The sequence below is a fragment of the Bacillus sp. JJ864 genome, assembly GCF_036963045.1.
In the GTDB taxonomy this organism is placed as follows: domain Bacteria; phylum Bacillota; class Bacilli; order Bacillales; family Bacillaceae_G; genus Bacillus_A; species Bacillus_A pseudomycoides_C.
Map to the genome: position 1 here is coordinate 1 of NZ_JBALLY010000234.1, position 1253 is coordinate 1253.

Sequence of the window (1253 nt, forward strand, 5' to 3'; positions counted from 1 at the left end):
TACAACAGCTGTTTTTTTTATAATTTCTTATGATCTAATTTACCTGTAACGCCAAGATGATTTTGTAGTTCCTTCGTAATATCATGAACGCTCTTTTCGTCAGGAACGTAATAGTATATACCATCAATGTATTTGTCTTCGCCTTTTACTTGTAATTTATCAATCTTTAGACTAGAGTCCATTGAATTTTTCGTAATGGCCATCATATCATCGAAAGTTAAGTTTGTTTTTAAATCATGATCGACTGAATCAAGTAATTCGCCAAGTTTACTGATTGAATTTACAGATAATGCTTTTTTAGCAACTGCTTCTAAAACAAGTTGTTGACGTTGACCGCGCATATAGTCGCTATCAATATGACGCGTTCTTGCTAGTGCAAGCGCTTGTTCACCATTTAAGTGTTGACGACCTTTTTCAAGGTGAATAGCACCTGGTTGGTCTTTACTGTCTTGTTCAGTAAATGAAACTGGTACGTCTACGTCAATACCGCCAAGAGAATCAACAATTTTTATAAATGATTTAAAGTTAAATTTTACGTAATAATCAACAGGAACATCTAAAAAGCGTTCTACTGTATTAATCGTGCTATCTACGCCACCAAATACATGGGCGTGTGTAATTTTATCTTCTTTCTTTTTTGATGGAATATATACACGAGAATCACGAGGAATGCTTAATAGTTTCACAGATTTATCGTTTTTATTAATCGTTGCAAGTAACAATGCATCTGTACGAGTTGCAGTTCCGTATTCTTTTGCGCGTGTATCACTTTCATCGACACCCATAATTAAGACCGAAATATTATCAGTCATCGGTTTTACTGCTTTTTCGCGTTTGTCCGATTTATCCCCGCGTCCTAATTTTGAGTAAGCGTCATTGGCAACAGCTTGAGCTTTATTATATATATGGAAGCAATAGCTGCCTCCTCCAATAATCAAAAGGAATAAAGGAATGAGAACAAACCATAATACACGTTTTTTCTTAGAGCGTTTTTGTGATGCTCTATTTATCGTTCCTAAATCAGGTTTCATTAATTATTTCTCCTTTAAACAATCAATTCAGATATTTTCTGATAATCTTAAAAAAGACACACTTTCTATTTTACATAAATAAAATGAGTTTTCACTATTAAATTTTAATTGACATGAAAATGAAATATATGAAACATATCGTTTTATAAAGATATATTGTATTTTTTGTTATTTGTACAAAAAAACAGATGCCTTTATTATGATAAGGCATCTGTTTAAGAA

1 protein-coding gene is annotated in these 1253 nt (G+C 32.4%); it reads right to left on the reverse strand.

From position 1 onward, the window contains the following. Window positions 1-17 precede the first annotated feature (17 nt). A complete protein-coding gene (locus V7024_RS23810; protein ID WP_335524533.1) occupies window positions 18-1031 on the reverse strand; it encodes an LCP family glycopolymer transferase in 1014 nt (337 codons plus the stop codon). Window positions 1032-1253 lie beyond the last annotated feature (222 nt).